Genomic DNA, 20370 nt, shown 5'->3' with positions numbered 1-20370 from the left:
CCCCGCCGGCGGCTCACCAACCGCCACCGTTCCCGCAGCCCGGGGCTCCCGGTCCCGCACATCCCGCCGGCCCGCCGGTCGGGAGCGGACCGATGCCGCCGGCACAGTTCGGCCCGGGCACCGGCCCCGCACCCGCGTATACGCCTCAGCAGGCGCCCGGCGGCTACGGCCCGCCACTGGGCGGCCCGTCGCTGGACGAAGTCGCACTGATCCGGAAGGCCCGTCGCGCACCGAGCCGCGGCTGGCGACGCGCCGTCCACACCTTGTCGGCCGGTGCCATCAATCCCGGTGAGTCCCAGGGCGACATCGCCTATCAGCAGCTGCTCGAGCGCGTGAACCGACCGGTGCGCGGCGACTACCGCATCGCGGTCCTGTCGCTGAAGGGCGGTGTCGGCAAGACCACGACGACCGTCGGCCTCGGCTCGACCTTCGCATCCCTGCGCGGCGACCGGGTCATCGCCGTCGACGCCAACCCCGACCTCGGTACCCTCGCCCAGCGCATCCCGCAGCAGACGCGTTCGACGGTCCGCGACCTGCTCGCCGACCAGAACGTCTACCGCTACTCCGACGTCCGGGCCCACACGTCACAGGCCCCGAGCCGCCTCGAAGTCCTCGCGTCCGAACGTGATCCGGCGATGGCGGAGGCGTTCAACGAGGACGAGTACCGCGGGGTCGTCACCATCCTCCAGCGGTTCTACAACATCATCATCACCGACTGCGGCACCGGCCTGAGCCACTCGGCGATGAACGGTGTCCTCGACCTCGCGAACACGATCATCCTGGTCAGCTCGCCCGCTCTCGACGGCGCGCGCAGCGCCGGCGCCACCCTGGACTGGCTCGAGGCCCACGGCTTCGGTCACCTCGTGTCGCGGGCCGTCGTCGTGCTGAGTTCGTCGCGTCCGGGGTCGTCGACCATCGACACCGATCAGCTCGGTCAGCACTTCCTCACCAGGTGCCGTGCGGTCCACAAGATCCCGTTCGACGACCATCTCGCCGAGGGCGCCGACGTCGACCTCGAACTGATGTCGAAGGCCGCCAAGCGGTCGTTCGTCGAACTCGCGGCGACCATCGCCGACGACTTCTCGGGCACCACGCTGCCGCGCGAAGAGCCGTACCTCGGGTAGGCCGATCAGCGCGCCTCCGGTGGTGCCTGGTCCGCCGGCGCGGTCGCGTCCACCGCTGCGGCCTCACCCTGCCGGCGTCTCGTCGCCCGCCATCGTCGCGCGGCGTGGACGGTCATCGGCACCACCACCGTGAGCACCGAGGCGACGATCAGGATCTCGATGTTGTCGCGGACGATCGGCACGTTGCCGAGCAGGTAGCCGGCCACGATGATCCCGCCCGCCCACGCGAAGCTGCCCAGCACGCTGAAGAACGTGAACGCGCGATAGGGCATCCCACTGAAACCCGCGGTGAGGGGCACCAGTGTTCGGACGATGCCGATGAACCTGCCGAAGAAGACCGTCAGCGGCCCGAAACGGTCGAAGAAGGCGTTGGTCCTCGTCACGTACTGGGGCCCGATGCGCTGCATCATCCGCCCCTCGACGACGCTGCGTCCGAGCCGCCGGCCGATGAGGTAGCCGCACTGGTCCCCGGCGATCGCTGCGAGCGCCACCAATGGGACCACCAGCCAGACCGATGCGAACGGGTCCGGCTGTGCGGCGAACACACCCGCGGTGAACAGCAGCGAGTCCCCGGGGAAGATCACGCCGAACAGCAACCCGGTCTCGACGAACACGAGCACGCACAGACCGATCAGGCCACCGGTGGCCACGAAGGACTCCACGTCGAACGGATTCATCAGGCCCCACACTAACGGTTCGCGCAGGTGAGAGCGGTGATCCGGGCGAACGAACCCACCGGCCGCTGGGGCAGACCGACAACCGCCCGAAATGGTCATCCGTCCCAACCGACCGCCGACGCGCGAAGTCCCTTCAGGTGGGGTTTACTCGACCGTGAGCAGCACACCTCGAGCAGAAGGGGGAACCACAATGCCGTCGAAGACCCCCGGTCCGTCGAAGCCACCGCCGCCGGCCCTGCGGCCCGTCTCGGACACCGACGTCCGAATCGAATACCACACAATTCACGGTTACCGCCGCGCCTACCGGATCGCCGGCAGCGGTCCGGCGCTCCTGCTCATCCACGGGATCGGCGACAACTCGTCGACGTGGGACGAGGTCATCCCCATCCTGGCGCAGCACTACACGGTCATCGCGCCGGATCTCCTCGGTCACGGCCGCTCCGACAAGCCGCGCGCCGACTACTCGGTTCCCGCATTCGCCAACGGCATGCGCGACCTGCTGGTCGTCCTGGGACACACCAAGGTCACCGTCGTCGGCCACTCTCTCGGCGGTGGCGTGGCCATGCAGTTCTGCTACCAGTTCCCGCGTTTCGTCGAACGCCTCGTGCTCGTCGCGGCCGGCGGTGTGACACGGGAGGTCAATCCGGCCCTGCGCCTGATCTCGCTTCCCGTCGTGCACCAGGCCCTGTCCGCGCTGCGGATCCCGGGTGTCGTGCCCGGACTGCGCGTCGCGGCCAAGGCGGTCGCCGCCGCCCCGGTGCTCCCGTTCGCACCGGTGACCGCTACTCCGAAACGCCTTCTCGCCGACCATGAAGACCTCATGCGCGTCCTCGGCGACCTCGCCGACCCGACCGCCTATGCGGCGTTCCTGCGGACGCTGCGGGCCGTCGTCGACTGGCGCGGACAGTCGGTCACCATGCTCGATCGCTGCTATCTCACCGAACGACTCCCGGTCCTTCTGATCTGGGGCGACGAGGACATCGTCATCCCCTATCACCACGCCGAGCTCGCGCACTCCGCGATTCCGCACTCAGAGCTCGAAACCTTCTCCGGCGCGGGGCATTTCCCGTTCCGCGACGACCCGGAGCGATTCTGCCGGGTGATCATCGACTTCCTGTCGCGGCACGACCCCATCGTGTTCGACCCGCTGAACTGGCGGCATCTGCTGTCCGAGGGCCCGCACCCGCAGGACTTCATCGACGACGAGGACACCCTCGAGATCGTCATGGGGGCCTTCGAGGACGAGCGCAACGCGACCTGAGTGCGCGCACCGCCGTCCTGCGTCACAGGTCTGTGCCACGATGAGTCCATGACCCACCCAGGCGAGGGCGACGGCACGACGCCGTTCGGCCAACCTTCCGAATACGACTCGAGCCCGGGTTTTGCCGTTCCCGGGTACGGTGCGCCACAACCGAATCCGGCACCGTATCAGTACGGGGCCGTACCGGCCCCCGAGCAACCCCTCGTCGTCATCGGTGACATCACGTGCACCCAGAATCACGTCATCACACCCTCGGGGACCTGCCCCATCGCCGGCACCCAGTGGATCGTCACCGACATGTCCGTGTCGACCGAACGGATGTCACAGACGGGTCTGGTACTGGCCATCGTCGGGTTCTTCATGGTGTGCTTTCTCAGCCTGCTGTTCCTACTGATGAAGGAACGCAGAACCACCGGATACATCCAGGTGACCGTGCGCGGCGGGGGCGGCTTCCTACACGTCACCAACATCCCGGCGTTCTCGCCGGTCACCATGGGTGACGTCTCGGGGCGCGTCAACTATGCCCGCACCCTCGCCGCGATGGCCTGACCGCTACCCCGACACGACCGCACTGCCCCGACGACACCACGCAGGACCCACCGAGGAGGACCGACCGATGACAAGCCCGGACAACCCCGGCGACAAGCCGTACGACTTCGTCAAGAGACCCCCGCCCGGAGACACCTCGCAGGCGGACACCCCGGCCCACGGCACCGACCCGAACGCGGGCTACGCACCGCCGTCCTACGGGACAGCCGACGGCGCGTCGCAGGAATATGGCAACCAGCAGTACGGCACCCCGCCGCAGTACGGGGCCGGACAGCAGTACGGGGCCGGCCAGTACGGCTCACCCCAATACGGCGCGCCCCCGTACGGAGCACCTCAGTACGGAGCACCTCAGTACGGGGCACCGGCCGGCTACGGGTATCCGGGAGCGCCGGACCCGACTGCGCCGTACGGTCGCGACCCTGCGACCGGTGAACCGCTGTCGGACAAGTCGAAGATCGTGGCGGGTCTGTTGCAGATCTTCCTGGGTACGCTCGGCGTCGGCCGTTTCTACATCGGCGACAACACCATCGGCGGCATCCAGCTCGGCCTGACGATCATCGGCTACATCACCGCGATCTTCCTGATCGGCTTCGTGCTGATCTTCGGTGTCGCGATCTGGGCGCTCGTCGACGGCATCATGATGCTCACCGGAAGTGTCCGTGACAAGAACGGCCTCAAACTCGGGAACTAGCCGCCGCAGCAACCGGTGGACCCGCGCACGTCGCGGGTCACCGTGTTGCGCGCGGCCAGCTCGTCGTCGGCGGGATAGTCGACGCCGACCAGGCACAGTCCCCTGGCCTCGGCCACCGGAACCTGTGGACTGCGCGCCTTCTCCGCGAGCAGCGCACGGCACCAGTCGACGCTCCGCCGGCCGTCACCGACGCTGGCTACCGCACCCACCAGCGACCGCACCATCGACCAGCAGAACGCGTCCGCGCTGACCTCGCCGACGAGCACACCGTCCGCGTCACGGGTCCACGAGAAACGCTGCAGGTCGCGGATCGTCGTCGCGCCCTCTCGCCGGCGACAGAACGCGGCGAAGTCGTTCAATCCCAACAGTTCCGACGATGCGGCGTTCATCGCGTCGACGTCGAGCGGGCGACGCCACGTCGCGGTCGTGCGGGCCATCACCGGTTCCGGTCCCCACCGCGAGTCGTCGAGCCGGTAACGGTAGTGGCGGCGTAGCGCGGAGAATCGCGCATCGAATGCGTCCGGGACCACCCGGACCTCTTTCACCCGGATGTCGTCCGGGCACATCTTTGCCAGCCGACCGACCAGCGTCGACGGGTTCCCGGAGATCGATCGGGTCTCCAGCGCAGACCTCGGTACGACGGCGTGTGCGACCTGCCCCGTCGCGTGGACCCCGGCGTCGGTCCGGCCTGCCACCGTCAGCCGGACCGGCACCCGCAGGATCGTCGACAACCGGGTCTCGAGTTCCTCGCACACACTGCGCTGCCCGATCTGCCGTGCCCACCCGGCGAAATCGGTGCCGTCGTAACCGAGGTCGAAGCGCAGACGACAGAACCCGCCGGCACCGGAATCCGGGCCGACGGGTTCGGTCAGCAATTCTCGACTCAGTCGACTACTTCTTGTCGTCGTCTGCGTCGGTCGCTTCTTCCGCCTCGACGGCGGTGGCAGCGGTCGACTCGTCGTCGACGGACTCGGCGACAGCGTCGGCGTTGGCGACCTCGGCCTCGGTGGCGTCGGCCTCGACGGCCTCCACCACGTTCTCCTCAGCGGCCTTCTTCGATGCGGCGACACGGGTCGCGCGAGAAGCCTCGCTCGACGCGGTGGTCTCGCGCACCAGCTCGATCACGGCCATGGGGGCGTTGTCGCCCTTGCGCGGCAGCGTCTTGATGATGCGGGTGTAGCCACCGTTGCGATCGGCGAAGAACGGGCCGATCTCGTCGAACAGCGTGTGCACGACGTCCTTGTTGCGGATGTCCTTCAGCACCTCACGGCGGTTGGCCAGCTTGCCGGCCTTGGCGTGGGTGATGATCTTCTCCGCGTACGGGCGCAGGCGCTTGGCCTTCGCTTCGGTGGTGGTGATGCGGCCATGCTCGAAGAGCGAGGTGGCGAGGTTCGCCAGCATCGCTTTCTGGTGGCTGGCCGACCCGCCGAGGCGGGCACCCTTGGTGGGCTTGGGCATTGTCTTCTCCTAGGAGGACTCCCGATCACTCGAGCGGGAAGTCAGGGTTTGGGCGAGCGTGACAGCTTGCCGCGGCGACGCGACTAGAGCTGTTCGGTTTCGGCGAAATCCTCACCGGAATCGGCGTCGAACGACGCGTCTTCCGACCACGTACCGGTGGCGGGGTCGTATCCGGCGACCTGCGACGGATCGAAGCTGGCCGGGCTGTCCTTCAGGGACAGGCCGAGCGCATGCAGCTTGACCTTGACCTCGTCGATCGACTTCTGGCCGAAGTTGCGGATGTCGAGCAGATCCGACTCGGTCCGGGCAACCAGCTCGCCGACGGTGTGAACACCCTCGCGCTTGAGGCAGTTGTACGAACGGACGGTCAGCTCCAGATCCTCGATCGGCAGGCTGAACGACGCGATGTGGTCGGCCTCCGCCGGAGACGGTCCGATCTCGATGCCCTCGGCCTCGACGTTGAGCTCCCGGGCGAGCCCGAAGAGCTCCACCAGGGTCTTGCCCGCCGACGCCAGCGCGTCACGCGCGCTGATCGAGTTCTTGGTCTCCACGTCGAGCACGAGCCGATCGAAGTCGGTGCGCTGCTCGACACGGGTGGCCTCGACCTTGTAGGTCACCTTGAGCACCGGCGAGTAGATCGAGTCGACCGGGATACGGCCGATCTCGGCACCCGACGCCTTGTTCTGCACGGCCGGCACGTAGCCGCGGCCCCGCTCGACGACGAGCTCGATCTCGAGCTTGCCCTTGTCGTTCAGGGTGGCGATGTGCAGATCGGGGTTGTGCACGGTGACACCGGCCGGGGGCACGATGTCGGCGCCGGTGACGGTGCCCGGACCCTGCTTGCGCACGTACATGGTGACCGGCTCGTCCTCGTCCGAGGAGACCACGAGGCCCTTGAGGTTCAGGATGATGTCGGTGACGTCTTCCTTGACCCCGGGGACGGTGGTGAACTCGTGGAGGACACCGTCGATGCGGATGCTGGTGATGGCAGCACCCGGGATCGAGCTGAGCAGGGTACGACGCAGCGAGTTACCGAGGGTGTAACCGAAGCCCGGCTCGAGCGGTTCGATGACGAACTTCGACCGGTTCTCGGCGATGACTTCCTCGGTGAGGGTGGGTCGCTGTGAGATGAGCATTTCGTTTTCTCCTTTGGCCGCCCGCTATATGACGACCTAGAAAGTGAACCGAACAGCAGGTAGCTGTCGGGCTGGTCTTGCTCGAAGGACTACTTGGAGTAGAACTCGACGATGAGCTGTTCGGACAGCGGGACCTCGATCTGAGCGCGCTCGGGCACGGAGTGCACGAGGATGCGCAGGGTCGAGGGCACGACCTGGAGCCAACCCGGGACCGGACGATCGCCGACGAGCTCCTTGGCGATCTGGAACGGGACGGTCTGCAGCGACTTCGGACGGACGTCGATGATGTCGTACTGGCTGACGCGGTAGCTGGGGACGTCGACCTTCACACCGTTGACGGTGAAGTGGCCGTGGCTGACCAGCTGGCGAGCCTGACGACGGGTCCGCGCGATGCCGGAGCGGTACACGACGTTGTCGAGACGGGTCTCGAGGAGCTTCAGCAGTTCGTCACCGGTCTTGCCGGTGCGACGGTTGGCTTCCTCGAAGTAGCGACGGAACTGCTTCTCCATCACTCCGTAGGTGAAGCGCGCCTTCTGCTTCTCCTGCAGCTGGAGCAGGTATTCGCTCTCCTTGATCCGCGAGCGGCCGTGCTGGCCGGGCGGGTAGGGGCGACGCTCGAATGCAGCGTCACCACCGATCAGGTCGACGCGAAGGCGACGAGACTTCTTTGTTGCGGGGCCGGTATAACGAGCCATTTTCTCTGTTCCTCCCTTTCCCGACTAGACCCGACGCCGCTTGGGCGGACGGCAACCGTTGTGCGGCTGCGGGGTGACATCGGAAATGGTGCCGACCTCGAGGCCGGCTGCCTGCAGGGAGCGGATCGCGGTCTCGCGACCCGAACCCGGTCCCTTGACGAAAACGTCGACCTTCTTGACGCCGTGCTCCTGGGCCTTGCGCGCAGCGTTCTCGGCCGCGAGCTGAGCCGCGAACGGGGTGCTCTTGCGCGAGCCCTTGAAACCGACGTGGCCCGACGACGCCCAGCTGATGATGTTTCCGCTGGGGTCGCTGATCGACACGATGGTGTTGTTGAACGTCGACTTGATGTGTGCGTGGCCGTGCGGGACGTTCTTCTTATCGCGACGGCGGGTGCCCTTCTTGGGGCCTGCGCTACGTGACTTCGGAGGCATTACTTCTTCTTCCCGGCGATGGTCTTCTTCGGGCCCTTACGAGTGCGGGCATTGGTCTTGGTGCGCTGTCCACGGACGGGCAGTCCACGGCGGTGGCGCAGACCCTGGTAGCAGCCGATCTCGATCTTGCGACGGATATCGGCCTGCACCTCGCGTCGCAGGTCACCCTCGACCTTCACCGAGGCCTCGATGTACTCACGCAGCTTTGCGACGTCTGCGTCGGTGAGATCCTTGGCGCGGAGGTCTGCGGACAGACCGGTGGCAGCCAGGATCTCCTTGGAGGTGGTACGCCCAACTCCGTAGATGTAGGTCAGTGCGATCTCCAGCCGCTTTTCGCGGGGGAGATCCACACCAGCAACACGTGCCATGTGGCGGATTTCCTTTTCGGTTTCCAGAGGTCTTCTCCCAGTCCGTCCCGTGAGCTGTGTGTGAACCGTGTGTCCACACCTCGCGGGCTCCGGCCTCTGATCCGGAGGTAGGCGGTGACTCGTCTGTCGCCGCTGGTGCTGAGAGGTCTTCTGTTCTTCAGTTGTCGGTTTTCAGTTGTTCTGACTCAAGCGACCCGGAGGGGTGCGCGTGATCAGCCCTGACGCTGCTTGTGACGCAGGTTCTCGCAGATCACCATGACCCGGCCGTTGCGGCGGATCACTTTGCACTTCTCGCAGATCGGCTTGACGCTCGGCTGAACCTTCACGTCAATCTCTCCTGCTCGGCTCGCCCGCGCGCACGCCGAAACGCGGCCGTACACGTGGGTGTCGGTCTCCTCCCAGACGGATGTCCGGGAAGTCTTCTCCCGGGAGTGCCGGGAAAGTCTTATTTGTAGCGGTACACGATCCGCCCACGAGCAAGGTCGTAGGGCGAGAGTTCCACGACGACCCGATCCTCGGGCAGGATGCGGATGTAGTGCTGCCGCATCTTGCCGCTGATGTGGGCGAGAACCTTGTGTCCGTTCTCCAGCTCAATGCGAAACATCGCATTGGGCAGGGGTTCGATCACTCGACCCTCGACCTCGATGGCCCCGTCTTTCTTCGCCATGTCCTCCGCGATCCTGGCCTTCTCGCGACACCCGGATGGTGCGGCGTCGTCGGCCCGGTTGAATCAGTGTTTGTCCGTTAGGGTGTGGGCACCGGTCCGCGAGGACCTGCGCCCGGTGCGACGCGGCCGGACCTGCGTGGGGACACGCGGATGCCGGCACGCGAGACGTACCGACGTTCCATGTTACGCGAACTGCGAGAACAGTCCAAATGCGTCCCCAACGGCGAGAAGGAGCGCATGGCGTGGGCACTTTTAACGACAGTCTGGACTAACTCGATCAGGCCGACCGTGCGACGATCGAGCTTGTCTGCGACCTGGCTCGCGACACCGTTCCCGGCACCGGACGGGGCACGGTTACGGCATGCCGGCACTCAACGTATCGCGGCCGATCACGCCTGTCGTGCGAACGAAGAAGCACGTCGGTATCTGTACGTTCAGCCCGGTAGCCGTGGACTCGGCTCGACCGTAGCTTGGTCGACGTCGTCGACGGCTCGGTCGAGACCGCGGCAGCAGCCCGGGGCTATCGAACAAGGTGCTGACCGCAGGTGTCGTCGACGGCGCAATGTCTGGCGCACCGATCTGGACCGAGTGCTCGCGGCGTTGGCCACCGTCCTCGGGTCCGCGGTTGATCACCGTGCAGGCTTGCGGCTCCATCTCCACATGGCTCCACATTGGCGTAATGGCCCTAGGCCGTGGAGATGATGCACCAGTCAGGTGTGACCTTCAGATGGGCGCATTCCCACCGTGCTCGGCGGCGAAGCGTCCAGAACCGGTGTCGCCACCTGACAACTGACCTATTTGGCGTGGTGTTCGGCGGATTCGAGAAACCTCCACATGCAGGGTGGCAGAGAGCGCCTTCGATCAGATCGTGGACGGGGTATTGCCGGGCCGGTTGCCTGCCGGCGACCGGCTACCGGGTGAGCGCGCCCCTGCCGAACAACTGGCGCGTCTCGACCGATGGTTCGGGAAGCGTCACCGACAGCCGTCAAACGCGGCAAACTCGGGCGACCGGCCCGCGTCCATCGCGTTCGCTCGAACACTCGGCGATGTCGACACATCGCGGATCGTGCTGTGGGGCTGGACATTTGGCGGAGCGCTGCGTCACCACGGTGCACCAATCCTGTTGCGGTGAAGTGCGAACAGATTGACGTCGGGTCAACAACGCTGTCTCAAGGACGCTGATCTTCACCGGTGTCGTGTTGTCAGTCATCACCCGCCAGCCCAATAGTCGTCGCGAATGCACATCGACGGGAAACGCGGTGTATCCGAATCCCGGCAGGGTTCAGCAGTAGGTGAACACGGCCATCCACCACTGATCGACCGACATCGCCGGCTTCTCAACTCCATGGTCTCCCACGCCCGCTGATGCGATTCACCGCATGTGATCAGCGCTGCGGACGCCCGTCAGCGTGAAGCGTCATGCCGGCCATCGTCGCGTTCGGCCACCAGATCCACACTGCCGTCCTCGAACAAGTTGGCTCGCCAATCCGGCGGCATGGAGAGATGTCCGAAGTCCTTCGTACCGCATCGACAAACGCGGACCCCGAGGCAACGCGATTCCGCGCGGTCCCTCAGCCTTCGACCTCATGTCCGAGGCCGCGGCAGATGAACGCCCAGTAAACGTCCGCCAGTTCGTTGAGCGACAGCTCGCCATCGGCCCGATACCAGTCCCGCACGAGTCCGATGAAGCGAAGAATGCCGAAGATCACGACCTTGAGATGTTCTTGTCGCCGGAATGTTCCGGCCTCGACCCCATCCTCGACGATCCCGGTGAACAGCGCCTGATACTCGCGTCGGACCGCCTCCAACTCCGCGGCATGCTCGGGAGGTAGATGGTGGTTGTCGCGGCTCATGGCGAAAAGCGGTCCTGCCGTTGGATCGACGCGGCGCACGCTGTCTCGGATCGCTTCCCGGAGACGGATCTCCGCGGGTTCGCTGGTGTTGGCGATGTCCCGCAAACGGTTCGTGAACTCACGCATACCGGCCATCTGCACACGGAAGAACACGGCCTCCTTGGTGCCGATGTGGTAGAAGATACTTCCTTTCGGAACACCGAGTTCTTTCGCCACCGCATCGACGCTGGTGCCGCGGTAGCCGTTGACGAGAAAGCTGCGCGCGAAGGCTGCTTCGATATCCGTGACAGTTACTTTGGTACGCTGCGTCTTCGGTGGCGTCACGCTGTCACCACGCACATTTGAACGCTCCGTCTTGTCCCCATCTCGGCCGATTCCACATTGTAATAGACCTCAACGCACCGCAGAGTCGGCCACCCGGATCAGTCCGTCCACGGCGACGAGTCCGGCACTGCTGAGGATCAAGGGATTCACGTCGATCTCGACCACCTCGGGGCACTGCGCCATCAAGGAACTGATCGATGTCACCACCGCGGCGACGTCCAGGACGGCAGCCTCGTCCAGCCCACGTGTGCCGGCAGCCAAGCGGCCGGCGCAGAGCACACGTACCATCCGCTGCGCATCCGCCGCGTTCACCGGCACCAGGGACATCTCGATCTCGTCCACGACCTCGACGAGTACTCCGCCCAACCCGACCAGGACCGCCGGACCCAACGCACCGTCGCGGACGGCTCCCACGGTCAGTTCCAGACCGCGCCCGACCATCTGCTGGACCACCACCGGCACATCACCTGCACAGCCGGCCGCGTTCTGCATGGCTGCCACCGCCGATCGGACCTCGTCGGCGGTCCGCACATCCAACCGAATGCCACCGATCTCGGTCTTGTGTTCCGCGACTGCAGGATCGAGCTTCACCGCCACCGGGTAACCGACAGCCTCTGCGGCGCGCACCGCAGCTTCCTCACCTTCCGCCCCGACCTCGCGCACCACCGGAATCCCGAAGCGACTCAACAACTTTCGCGTCTCGTCAGCGCCCAGAGTGCGGTTCGCAGATCCCGGCGACGCACCCGCGCTCAGCAGAGGCGCCTCACTCTCCGGGCGCGACCGATGATCGGCATACAGCTTCAGGGCGACAAGCGCATTCGCGGCCTGGACCGAATCCGGGATGCACGGTACACCATGCCTGTTGACACGGACCGAGTTGGCGCCCGACACCGACACGATGACGGGTTTGGACACCGAATCGCGAGCCCGCTTGATGGCGGCGACATTGTCATCGAAGTTCCCCATCGCCAGTCCACTGATGATGACCATGTCGAAGTCGTCGTCGCTGACGACCGCATCGAGAATCTCGCCGAATCCCGCCGGATCGTTGACGGCATTGGCGGTGTAGTCGATCGGGTTGTGCGCAGATCCATATTCCGGGATCAGCTTCTCGATCTGTCGCGCCGTCGCGTCGCCGGTCGGCGGCAGCGTCAAACCACCTTGCTCGAGCGCATCGGCGATCATGATGCCCACTCCGCCGGACAGTGTCATCACCGCAACCCGGTCACCGGCAGGGAATCGCCCTCCCGCCAGCGCAGCCGTCACGTTCACGAGCTCGGTGGGCGAGTGCGCTCGGATGAGCCCCGCCCGATCCAGGAGGGCCTGCGCAAAGCGGTCCGGCGCAGCCAGTGACCCGCTGTGACTTGCTGCTGCCCGGGCTCCGGACGCAGACACGCCGACCTTGAGGACGACGATCGGCTTGCCCAGTGCCAGAGCGCGGCGACCTGCCGCGTAGAGAACCTCAGGATCACTGAGAGCCTCCAGATAGACCATGACGGCATGCACGTCCGGGCGTTCGATCAGGGTCGAAATAACCTCGGCAGCACTGACATCGGCCTCGTTGCCGGTGGTACACAGGTACGACACGGGCAATCCGATCGCATCAGCGGCGTGGAAGAACACCGAGCCGAGAGCTCCGCTCTGACTGACGATCCCCACCCCGGATCCCGCCGATGGCAACACCGTGGCCTGGAGATCGGCGAAGGTCGCCAGCACACCGGACGGGACACTGATGGCTCCGACACAGTTGGGTCCGATGATACGCATCCCCGAGCGTTCGGCGATCTCTCCGAGCCGATCCTGCAGCTGCTTGCCTTCCGCGCCCGACTCGGCGAATCCAGACGAGAAGACAATCGCGACACGACATCCCCGCTTGCCGAGTTCCTCGGCGGCATCGGGGACGAGATGCGCGGGCAGCGCGATCACCACGAGGTCGGGAACATCGGGCATGTCCGCTATCGACCGATGACACGGATGGCCCTGCACCACATCACGGTTCGCGTTCACCGCATGGACCGGGCCGGAGAAGTGTTCCAGAAAACGCGCGAGCACCCGACCACCGATACGCGCCGAATCGTCGGATGCGCCGATCACACCAACGCTCGCGGGCGCGAAGAGTGCGTCGAGACTTCCGTCAGTGATCGTCACCGTCATCTCCTTCGAAAGTGAACTGGCGCTTGTCCCTTGCTGCGGCGGCGGCCTTCCGGAAGTCGTCGCGGCCGAGGCTGATCACCGCGCGGCGTGAGCCGTCGTCATAGGCCTCGCGCCATGGACGCGTCGCATCGAGCAGTACCTGCTCACGGATGTTCCGGATCGAGAACGGCGCGTTGCGCGCTATCCGGTCGGCGATCCGCTGGGCGGTGGGCAGAACCTCATCAGCATCCACAAGGTGCTGGACGATGCCCATCCGGTATGCGTCCTCGCTACTGAACGGCTCGGCTGTCAACAGGAGTTCGAGAGCCGCACCGCGAGATACATGCCGTTGCAGCAGCCACGACAGGCCGGCTTCGGCGACAAGTCCGAGGGAGGCAAAGGGCACTGCCCATTTCGCGCCGCGGGCGGCGACGCGGATATCGGCCTGCAGAGCGAACGACAGGCCCACACCGGCAACGGCACCGTTCACCGCGGCGACGATCGGCGTCGTCATCGTCATCGGAAAGTCGTAGGAAGGCCCCGCTTTCAGCCGGGCGACGGCAGCGGAATCGACGCGTGCCAGTTCCGCATAGTCTTCGCCCGGCCAGAACCCCCGCCCGGTGCCGGCGACCACGACGGCACGTACTCCGGAATCCTCTTCGGCCTCCTGAAGGAGAGCGAAGAAGCGTCGGCGCATCGCCGGTGTGGTGGCGTTCATCCGTTCCGGACGATTGAGCGTCAGGGTGCGCACATGTCCGTCCTGATGGCACAGGACGAGATCCTCGGCCGCGTCAGGCAACATGGCCGGAAGCCGCAGAGGGCGTCCGGGCCGCCTGCCGGGCCGCGGTGACCCTCCGCGCGTGCGCGTTGGCCCCTCCGAGTTCGCGCTGCAGGCCGACCAGGCGGCGAGTATGCCGGACGAGTCCGTGTTCGGTGGTGATACCGATACCGCCGGTCACCTGATGTGTGTTCTCGTACACCTGAATCGCCGCCATGCAGGCGTAGGTCGCGGCGGCTGCGGCCAGGTAGTCGTCGCCGTCAGCCCAGGCCGCATGCCGGGTGAGCCAGCTCGTGCCCTGCGCGAAGACCTCCGCCCGGGCCAGCCGATGCTGCACCGCCTGGAACGATCCGAGCGCGCGGCCGAATGCCGTGCGCTGCGAGACATACGGGACGGTCAGCGCGATCGCACCGGCCATCGCACCTGCCGCCTCTGCCGCCATCGCGATTCGCCACCGGCGGGCCACCGCGGCTGACTGCTCGGCCGGCAGTGGCGTCGAATCGTTGATCCGCACGCGGGCCACCGGTGTTCCCACGCCCTCGGACAGTGGGGTGACCGTGGCCTGTTCGCGTTGTGCCACAAACGCATTGTCGCCGTCGACGCCGATGAACACATCCGCGTCGGCGCCGTACCGAACCAACGATGATCGTCCCTCGATCAATCCGACGACCAGGACGTCGTCGCCCAGCCCGCACGCATCGCCGACCAGGAGTCGGGCACCAACCGGGGCCAGCACGCCCTCCCGGGAGATGGCCTCGGCGACCAGCATCGCCTCGAGTGCACCAGCCGTCGAGGCCAGGTCGAGGAATCCACCATCACGAAGTGCGGTCAGGGCTGCACGGCCCTGATCGTCCTCGGGCAGATCAACGATCGCCCGCCGGACCGCGTTGACCGCGGCCTCGACGATGTCGGACTGTTCTTGACTCATGGAGAGTTTCACGCCGGGCGTCCTTCCTTGGGCAGTTGCAGAGTCTGTTTGGCGATCAGGTTGAACTGGATCTCGATGGCGCCCGCGGCGATCGGGCTGGCGGTCATGCTGACCATCGAGCGGCCGGCGATCGAGTCCACGTCGAGCGCCTCCATGCCGGATATCTCGTGAATGGCCCAACCGACGGCGGGTTCGAGCAGTCCGAGCGCAGCCTGACCGACCGGCGCGATGGTGCGGCGCTTGCCGGGTTCGGTGTTCTCTCGTTCATCGATGGCGAGGAAGTTGAGCATCTTGGTCGCCTCGGCCATCGCGTAGGCGCGGCCCGCGGTCGCCGCGGTGTCCGGATCGGCGGCATCGATGTCGGGCTGATCGAGCAGGGTGTCCAGGCGGCGGAAGGTGTTCTCGTGAGTGACCCAGCCCGCGCGCTCATTCGCCAGCACGGTCATGATGGTCGTCCAACCCTCGTTCTCCGGCCCCAGGCGGCAGCTCACCGGAACCCGCACATCGGTGAAGAACACCTCGTGCACCAGGTGGGCCGCATACGGCGAGGGGATCTCCCGGACCTCGATACCGGGAGTGTTCATGGGCACCAACAGGATCGAGATACCCGCGTGCCGCTCGGCCTTCGGATCGGTCCGGCACAGCAGGAAGATGTACTCGGCCTCGTGGGCGTACGACGTCCAGCACTTCTGGCCGTTCACCACGTACTCGTCGCCGTCGCGGACCGCTGCGGTACGCAACGAGGCGAGATCCGATCCGGCATCCGGCTCGGAGAAACCCTGACACCACAAGACGTTTCCCTGTCCGATGCGGGACAGGTGATAATCCTTCTGCTCCTGGGTGCCCGCGTAGATGATCGCGGGCCCGATCCAGTTGACGTTCATGTACTGCGGGCCGCGGGGCTCACCGCTGCCCCAGGCCTCCTCGCCCAGGATCGCCTGCTCCCAACCGGAGGCCGAACGTCCGCCGTACTCCTCCGGCCAATGCGGGGTCAGCAACTGCTCCTTCGCCAGGGCCTGGCAGAAGGCAATCGAGTCATCACGATCCTTGGCGGTCGGCATGTCCCGGTCGTGATGGGTCCATCCCGGACGGGCGTGTGTCGCAAAGGCATGCTGAATCCGAGCGCGGAACTCTTCTTCGGCATCAGTCCAACCGAACTCCATGGGTTCTCCTTCGATGCAGGATGCCGCGCGCGCCGATGAGCGAAAGATGTTCACGCGCAACGTGATAAATCCAGACTGTCTGTCGTAAAAACACTAGCCAAGAAGACTCTCGCCGTAGTAGTGTCCAAAAGTAGCCGACCGGTTGACTAGTCGTCAAGGAAAGGTCGGAACGTCGAAGCGAAGGACGCTCATGGCTCTTGACACTCCCGTCCGCGATCGGCTCACCCTTCCGGTGATCTGTTCGCCGATGTTTCTGGTCAGCGGACCCGACCTGGTGCGTGAAGCCTGCCTGAACGGGGTCGTCGGCGCCCTGCCCCGCCAGAACGCCCGAACCCTCGAGGAGTTCGACTCGTGGCTGCGCAGCATTCGGGAAGCGATCGACGAACGGTTGTCCGAGGACCCGACCGCGCGGGTCGGGCCCATCGCGGTGAACCTTGCCGCACGGATGGATGACGACGAACTGGCCACGAACCTCGACGTCTGCCAGAGGCACGGTGTCGAGATCATCATCAGCGCGATCGGGAATCCGGCCAGAATCGCCGAGCGCGTCCATGATCGGGGTGGCGTCGTCTACCATGACGTCACGTCGTTCTACTACGCGGAGAAGGCGATCAAGGCCGGGGTGGACGGCCTGATCGCGATCGGCGCGGGCGGCGGAGGACATTCCGGCACGCTCAGCCACCTGGTCCTCATCCCCCGGCTGCGTCAGATCTTCGACGGCACCATCGTCCTGGCAGGCGCGGTCGGACATGGTTCCGCTATCCGCGCCGCGGAGATCCTGGGCGCGGACTTGGCCTACGTCGGTACCCGTTTCATCGCCGCCCAGGAATCGCTCGCCGCCGACCGATACAAACAACTGCTCATATCCGATTCGTCGAGCGATCTCCGCTACACCAACGGTATTTCCGGTGTACCCGCGAACTGGATGGCCACCTCACTCATCGAAGCCGGACTCGACCCCGACGCTTTGCCGGAACCGCGAGGCACACTCAACAGCGATCATCTTCCGGAGGGCATCACCCCGTGGCGCAACATCTGGAGCGCCGGCCAGAGTATCGAATTCATCGACGGCACCCCATCAACGCACGACATCGTGCAGCAACTACGGGCGGAATACGCCGAGGCTTGTCAGCGGCCGCAGATATCCCAGAAATGAAGGACGTCAACATGACTCGATCAGAAGCAACGGACAGTCACACGGTCACGTCTCCGGAAACGCTCGTCGACGCCTTCATCATAGGCTGCGGCGTATCAGGCATCGAGGCGCTGCACCGCCTGCGTGCCGCCGGTTTCGATGCCATCGCGGTAGATGCCGCAACCGGCGTCGGCGGTACCTGGCACTGGAACAGGTACCCCGGCGCCCGGCTCGACTCGGAGAGTTACAGCTACGGGTACTTCTTCTCCCGCGAACTCCGCGAAGGATGGGACTGGTCCGAACACTTCTGTGGCCAGCCCGAGAACGAGCGCTACTTCAACTACGTCGTCGACACGCTCGGACTGCGGCCGTACATGCGGATGCAGACCACCGTGGAATCCGCGCACTTCGACTGTACAGACGACACCTGGCTCGTCACCACCACCGCCGGCGATCGGTACCGGACACGGTTCCTGATGACCGGCATCGGCATCCTCTCCGACCCCAAGTATCCGAATATCCCAGGACGCGAGCGATTTCGAGGCATCTCCGTGCATACCGCACGCTGGCCTGCGGACGGGCCCGAACTCGACGGCAAGCGGGTTGCCGTGGTCGGCACGGGATCGAGCGGTGTGCAAACGATCAGCGCCGTCGGGCCGACCGTCGGCTCGCTCACGGTGTTCCAGCGCAGCCCGAATTGGTGCCCACCCCTGAACAACGAACCGATCACCCCGCTGGAAATGGCAGAGATCAAGGGCGAGTACGACGCGATCTGGGCCAAGACGCGTTCTACGCGTGGCGGATTCGTCCACGGATCGATCATGGCCTCGGCGAACGACTACACCGCCGAAGAACGTCACGAGTGGTACGAGATGCTGTTTCGCCGTCGAGGTTTCGCACGGTTGTACACCAACTTCATCGAAGTGATCCGGACAAAGGAGCTGAACGCCGAGTTCTCGGGCTTCCTCGCGAACAAGATCCGCGAACGCGTCAAGGATCCGGCAGTGGCGGAGAAGCTGATCCCGGCCGATCACGGATTCGGCCAGCGCCGGCCGCCCTATGAAACCGGCTACTACGATGTCTACAACCAGGACAACGTGGAACTCGTCGACACGACTGCCACGCCGATGGTCGAGATCACCGAGCGTGGAATACGCACCACCGAGCAGGATTTCGAGTTCGACGTCATCATCTTCGCGACCGGTTTCAACTCGGTCACCGGCGCCTTCGACAAGATAGACATCCGGGGACGAGACGGGCTCAGGCTTACCGAGGCCTGGCACAACGGGCCGAACACCCTCGCCGGTTTGGGCACCCACGGCTTTCCCAACCTGTTGATGCTCGGCGGACCACAAGCCATGGGCGGCAACATACCCCGGTGTATTGAGCATCAGGCCCTCTTCCTCGACACTCTGCTGCGACATATGCGGGCGAACGGTTACACCACCATCGAGGCCACCCAAGACGCGTGCGACGCGTGGTCCGATCATGTGGCGCAGGTCGTCGGTATGACTCTGTACACGGAGACCAAGGCATCCTGGTTCTGGACCCCGACCGAGGGGAAGGGACATAGCTTCGGTATCTATCCCGCCGGGGTGGTCGAATACGGCAAACGTCTGCGCGATATCGAGGCGAACGGGTACCAAGGTTTCGTGCTGTCGTGAGGGTGCACCCGACTCCGGAAGGTGAAGAGATGACTGCCGCGCCGATGGCCCGTCCGACGGGCAGACTGGCTGACCCGGACACCGATCTGTCTTCCGATCCGCGGACAGATCCAGTGCTCCTGGCGACATTATCGGCCTACGGGTTCGCCGGGAACAGCGGACCGGCACCGGTGGACCGCAACAGCTCCCCCGCCGACCGCCTGGCTGCGGTGGCAGCCACCGAGGAAGGCTTCGAAGCGTTCTACGCCGCCCTCCACGAAGCGCCACCCGATGACGACTCGGGCATCGACCACACGATCCGCACGATCACCGGCGTCGACGGCAACGACATCTCCTTGCACATCTACCGCCCTGCCGATGTCACCGAGACGCTGCCCGGGGTCGCGTACCTCCACGGCGGCGGTATGACCATGCTGTCGGTCGACAACGTGGTACACCGACGCTGGTGCACCGCACTGGCCCGCGCCGGCGTGGTCGCGATCGCCGTGGACTTCCGCAATGCCGGTGGACGCGGCGGCCCGAATCCGTTTCCGGCCGGATTGAACGACTGTGTCAGTGCACTCTCCTGGCTGCATGACGAGCGTGGGCGACTCGACATCTCGGCGATCGTGTTACAGGGCGAGTCCGGGGGCGGCAACCTCGCCCTCGCCACCGCACTGAAAGCCAAGCGGGACGGCATCATCGACAGGGTCGACGGCGTCTACGCGATGGTTCCCTTCATCAGTGGCGGCTACTCCTGGGATGACGAGCGAAAACTCCGCGAACTCCCGTCGATGATCGAGAACGACGGATATTTTGCCTCGTGCACACGACTCGACGTCCTGGCCGCCACCTACGATCCCGGTTCTGATAACGCCGAGAATCCCTTGTGCTGGCCATATTTCGCCTCCACCGACGACCTTCGCGGATTGCCCCCGCATGTCATCTCGGTGAACGAACTGGATCCCCTGCGCGACGAGGGCACAGCGTACTACCGAAAGCTCCTGACGGCCGGGGTACCCGCCTACGGCCGGGTCAACCTCGGCATCACCCATGCGGCCGAGACCATCTTCCCGAAGTCGGCTCGCAACGCACACGAAGTTGCCATCGGCGACATCAAACGGTTCGCGGACAGCCTGGCGGTGGGCCGCGCCCGATAGATGGTCTGGCCCACTGCTACCTCTCCCTCCGACGTCGAGTGGTACGCGGGTACCGGTCGACTCGGGGTCGACCATACGATGTGCTCTGTGTCCACCTGTATCGGAACGGCTGTTGTATCGGTCGACGCAGGCGGCGGTCTCACGTTCGACTGACGATCCATGCCGGAGTACGTGCCGGAAACCGCCTTCGGCGAC

21 protein-coding genes are annotated in these 20370 nt (G+C 65.5%); 7 read left to right on the top strand and 14 right to left on the bottom strand.

What is annotated here, in order from left to right; all coding sequences use genetic code 11:
* On the top strand, positions 1 to 1124 hold a 1124-nt coding region (locus OK17_RS05500), incomplete at its 5' end, for a MinD/ParA family ATP-binding protein (protein WP_461416889.1).
* 5 nt (positions 1125 to 1129) lie between these two features.
* Here OK17_RS05500 and OK17_RS05495 read toward each other — a convergent pair.
* Positions 1130 to 1801 (bottom strand): DedA family protein, encoded by a 672-nt coding sequence (locus OK17_RS05495; RefSeq protein WP_461416888.1) that lies wholly within the window; start codon positions 1799 to 1801, stop codon positions 1130 to 1132.
* 190 nt (positions 1802 to 1991) lie between these two features.
* Here OK17_RS05495 and OK17_RS05490 point away from each other — a divergent pair, with 190 nt between their 5' ends.
* From OK17_RS05490 to OK17_RS05480, 3 genes are all read left to right on the top strand, one after another.
* The gene (locus OK17_RS05490) at positions 1992 to 3062 is read left to right on the top strand and encodes an alpha/beta fold hydrolase (RefSeq protein WP_232718811.1); all 1071 of its coding nucleotides are present in this window, start codon (positions 1992 to 1994) and stop codon (positions 3060 to 3062) included.
* A 48-nt stretch (positions 3063 to 3110) separates the two neighbouring features.
* Positions 3111 to 3611, top strand: coding sequence for a hypothetical protein (locus OK17_RS05485; protein WP_232718812.1), 501 nt, complete (start codon positions 3111 to 3113; stop codon positions 3609 to 3611).
* Between the two features lie 67 nt (positions 3612 to 3678).
* Positions 3679 to 4302, top strand: coding sequence for a TM2 domain-containing protein (locus tag OK17_RS05480; protein ID WP_232718813.1), 624 nt, complete (start codon positions 3679 to 3681; stop codon positions 4300 to 4302).
* On the opposite strand, the gene truA is transcribed toward OK17_RS05480, so the two are convergent.
* The 13 genes from truA to OK17_RS05415 form a co-directional block, all read right to left on the bottom strand.
* Positions 4299 to 5174 (bottom strand): tRNA pseudouridine(38-40) synthase TruA, encoded by an 876-nt coding sequence (gene truA, locus OK17_RS05475; protein WP_232718943.1) that lies wholly within the window; start codon positions 5172 to 5174, stop codon positions 4299 to 4301. The genes OK17_RS05480 and truA overlap by 4 nt on opposite strands.
* A 19-nt stretch (positions 5175 to 5193) precedes the next feature.
* Positions 5194 to 5760 (bottom strand): 50S ribosomal protein L17, encoded by a 567-nt coding sequence (gene rplQ / locus OK17_RS05470; protein WP_232718814.1) that lies wholly within the window; start codon positions 5758 to 5760, stop codon positions 5194 to 5196.
* Between the two features lie 83 nt (positions 5761 to 5843).
* A complete protein-coding gene (locus OK17_RS05465; protein WP_005197582.1) occupies positions 5844 to 6896 on the bottom strand; it encodes a DNA-directed RNA polymerase subunit alpha in 1053 nt (350 codons plus the stop codon).
* An 89-nt stretch (positions 6897 to 6985) separates the two neighbouring features.
* Positions 6986 to 7591 (bottom strand): 30S ribosomal protein S4, encoded by a 606-nt coding sequence (gene rpsD / locus OK17_RS05460; RefSeq protein WP_232718815.1) that lies wholly within the window; start codon positions 7589 to 7591, stop codon positions 6986 to 6988.
* 24 nt (positions 7592 to 7615) lie between these two features.
* Entirely contained in the window at positions 7616 to 8023 is a 408-nt protein-coding gene (gene rpsK, locus OK17_RS05455; RefSeq protein ID WP_004023536.1) for a 30S ribosomal protein S11, read from the bottom strand.
* Entirely contained in the window at positions 8023 to 8391 is a 369-nt protein-coding gene (rpsM, locus tag OK17_RS05450; RefSeq protein ID WP_161928744.1) for a 30S ribosomal protein S13, read from the bottom strand. Before rpsM ends, rpsK begins: the two co-directional genes overlap by 1 nt.
* 212 nt (positions 8392 to 8603) lie before the next feature.
* Complete coding sequence (gene rpmJ / locus OK17_RS05445) at positions 8604 to 8717, bottom strand: 50S ribosomal protein L36 (protein WP_005207978.1); 114 nt, start codon at positions 8715 to 8717, stop codon at positions 8604 to 8606.
* 119 nt (positions 8718 to 8836) lie between these two features.
* Entirely contained in the window at positions 8837 to 9058 is a 222-nt protein-coding gene (gene infA / locus OK17_RS05440; protein WP_004023539.1) for a translation initiation factor IF-1, read from the bottom strand.
* Between the two features lie 1571 nt (positions 9059 to 10629).
* A complete protein-coding gene (locus OK17_RS05435) occupies positions 10630 to 11235 on the bottom strand; it encodes a TetR/AcrR family transcriptional regulator (protein WP_232718816.1) in 606 nt (201 codons plus the stop codon).
* Positions 11236 to 11304: 69 nt separating this feature from the next.
* Complete coding sequence (locus tag OK17_RS05430; RefSeq protein WP_232718817.1) at positions 11305 to 13383, bottom strand: acetate--CoA ligase family protein; 2079 nt, start codon at positions 13381 to 13383, stop codon at positions 11305 to 11307.
* Positions 13370 to 14119, bottom strand: a complete 750-nt coding sequence (locus OK17_RS05425) for an enoyl-CoA hydratase/isomerase family protein (RefSeq protein ID WP_232718818.1) — start codon at positions 14117 to 14119, stop codon at positions 13370 to 13372. The genes OK17_RS05430 and OK17_RS05425 overlap by 14 nt, the downstream gene beginning before the upstream one ends.
* A 40-nt stretch (positions 14120 to 14159) precedes the next feature.
* The gene (locus OK17_RS05420; RefSeq protein WP_461416887.1) at positions 14160 to 15074 is read right to left on the bottom strand and encodes an acyl-CoA dehydrogenase family protein; all 915 of its coding nucleotides are present in this window, start codon (positions 15072 to 15074) and stop codon (positions 14160 to 14162) included.
* A gap of 8 nt (positions 15075 to 15082) precedes the next feature.
* Entirely contained in the window at positions 15083 to 16237 is a 1155-nt protein-coding gene (locus OK17_RS05415) for an acyl-CoA dehydrogenase family protein (RefSeq protein WP_232718820.1), read from the bottom strand.
* 190 nt (positions 16238 to 16427) lie between these two features.
* Between OK17_RS05415 and OK17_RS05410 the strand changes: the two genes are divergently transcribed.
* The 3 genes from OK17_RS05410 to OK17_RS05400 are packed head-to-tail and all read left to right on the top strand — an operon-like array spanning position 16428 to position 20175.
* The gene (locus tag OK17_RS05410) at positions 16428 to 17393 is read left to right on the top strand and encodes an NAD(P)H-dependent flavin oxidoreductase (protein ID WP_232718821.1); all 966 of its coding nucleotides are present in this window, start codon (positions 16428 to 16430) and stop codon (positions 17391 to 17393) included.
* Positions 17390 to 19036: a flavin-containing monooxygenase gene (locus OK17_RS05405; RefSeq protein ID WP_461416890.1), complete on the top strand. Its 1647-nt coding sequence runs from the start codon at positions 17390 to 17392 to the stop codon at positions 19034 to 19036. The genes OK17_RS05410 and OK17_RS05405 overlap by 4 nt, the downstream gene beginning before the upstream one ends.
* Positions 19037 to 19065: 29 nt before the next feature.
* Positions 19066 to 20175 carry an alpha/beta hydrolase fold domain-containing protein gene (locus tag OK17_RS05400; protein ID WP_232718822.1) on the top strand — a complete coding sequence of 370 codons (1110 nt, stop codon included), beginning with the start codon at positions 19066 to 19068 and terminating at the stop codon, positions 20173 to 20175.
* Positions 20176 to 20370: the final 195 nt, after the last annotated feature.

Source organism: Gordonia sp. GN26, assembly GCF_054823965.1.
This window is presented reverse-complemented; position numbering and strand designations above follow the sequence as displayed.

What these genes read in the sequence shown, in the direction of transcription:
- OK17_RS05495 (WP_461416888.1), bottom strand. Translation starts at nt 1,801, where the DNA reads ATGAATCCGTTCGACGTGGAGTCCTTCGTGGCCACCGGTGGCCTGATC.
- OK17_RS05490 (WP_232718811.1), top strand. Translation starts at nt 1,992, where the DNA reads ATGCCGTCGAAGACCCCCGGTCCGTCGAAGCCACCGCCGCCGGCCCTG.
- OK17_RS05485 (WP_232718812.1), top strand. Translation starts at nt 3,111, where the DNA reads ATGACCCACCCAGGCGAGGGCGACGGCACGACGCCGTTCGGCCAACCT.
- OK17_RS05480 (WP_232718813.1), top strand. Translation starts at nt 3,679, where the DNA reads ATGACAAGCCCGGACAACCCCGGCGACAAGCCGTACGACTTCGTCAAG.
- rplQ (WP_232718814.1), bottom strand. Translation starts at nt 5,760, where the DNA reads ATGCCCAAGCCCACCAAGGGTGCCCGCCTCGGCGGGTCGGCCAGCCAC.
- OK17_RS05465 (WP_005197582.1), bottom strand. Translation starts at nt 6,896, where the DNA reads ATGCTCATCTCACAGCGACCCACCCTCACCGAGGAAGTCATCGCCGAG.
- rpsD (WP_232718815.1), bottom strand. Translation starts at nt 7,591, where the DNA reads ATGGCTCGTTATACCGGCCCCGCAACAAAGAAGTCTCGTCGCCTTCGC.
- rpsK (WP_004023536.1), bottom strand. Translation starts at nt 8,023, where the DNA reads ATGCCTCCGAAGTCACGTAGCGCAGGCCCCAAGAAGGGCACCCGCCGT.
- rpsM (WP_161928744.1), bottom strand. Translation starts at nt 8,391, where the DNA reads ATGGCACGTGTTGCTGGTGTGGATCTCCCCCGCGAAAAGCGGCTGGAG.
- infA (WP_004023539.1), bottom strand. Translation starts at nt 9,058, where the DNA reads ATGGCGAAGAAAGACGGGGCCATCGAGGTCGAGGGTCGAGTGATCGAA.
- OK17_RS05420 (WP_461416887.1), bottom strand. Translation starts at nt 15,074, where the DNA reads ATGAGTCAAGAACAGTCCGACATCGTCGAGGCCGCGGTCAACGCGGTC.
- OK17_RS05415 (WP_232718820.1), bottom strand. Translation starts at nt 16,237, where the DNA reads ATGGAGTTCGGTTGGACTGATGCCGAAGAAGAGTTCCGCGCTCGGATT.
- OK17_RS05410 (WP_232718821.1), top strand. Translation starts at nt 16,428, where the DNA reads ATGGCTCTTGACACTCCCGTCCGCGATCGGCTCACCCTTCCGGTGATC.
- OK17_RS05405 (WP_461416890.1), top strand. Translation starts at nt 17,390, where the DNA reads ATGAAGGACGTCAACATGACTCGATCAGAAGCAACGGACAGTCACACG.
- OK17_RS05400 (WP_232718822.1), top strand. Translation starts at nt 19,066, where the DNA reads ATGACTGCCGCGCCGATGGCCCGTCCGACGGGCAGACTGGCTGACCCG.